Consider the following 763-nt stretch of genomic DNA (forward strand, 5'->3'; position numbering starts at 1 on the left):
GGGGCGCTAGTGTGGTAAACCCTTGGACCTAGTCCAAGCACATACACATGCACACTATATATGTATAGTTATATAGTGATTGAAAGAAATATCACCCTTAGGTCTTGTTCGGTTCATTCCCAAGAGAGAGATTAGAGAGAATTGAGGGGATTAATTCCACACCTCAATAAATGTGAAATTATTCTCCTACAAATCTCACTTAACTTCTTGTTGAGGGATTAAACGAATAGACCTAGGGGTGAATTTATCATGAGCACTGATCCAACCATATATCCAAGGATATATTCATATGTAGATAATATATATCATATGTGGACATAAACTCCGATAGAGTCCACAAGTGCTCCCGCGCGTCCGAAGAAACCAACCACACTGCCGCTCTGCAGCGGGAGGCTAAAAGCAGTTCCACCACCTTGTCCAAAATTATAAGTGGTGACATTGGTGACAATTTTAAGGTTTGTCACGACGTTGGTAAAAGTTCCGGAGATTCCCTTCACGAATTCCTGAGATCCAAGTGTAATCGTAGTTGGATTTCCACCGCCACCACCCCAAGGACCTGCAAGATGTTCCTTCCCATCTGTGCCAATGTATGTAAAGGCAATAGCATCAATGGCTGCACCACTACGGATTGTCACGCTTTTCAAGCTCCTTGGGAGTACAGATAGGTCTACACGACCTCCTCCATTTCCACCCCATGTCCCGATCTTAACAAGTTGTGTGGTCATTTTAATTTGTAGCCTCTGTCCTACTATGTATCTGTGAC

At 43.3% G+C, this 763-nt stretch carries 1 protein-coding gene; it reads right to left on the reverse strand.

The features are described from left to right. Nucleotides 1-305 precede the first annotated feature (305 nt). On the reverse strand, nt 306-763 hold a 458-nt coding region (locus NK662_RS24560; RefSeq protein WP_254761337.1), incomplete at its 5' end, for a jacalin family lectin.

This window comes from Ectobacillus ponti, from assembly GCF_024294785.1.
Taxonomy (GTDB): Bacteria; Bacillota; Bacilli; order Bacillales; family Bacillaceae_G; genus Ectobacillus; species Ectobacillus ponti.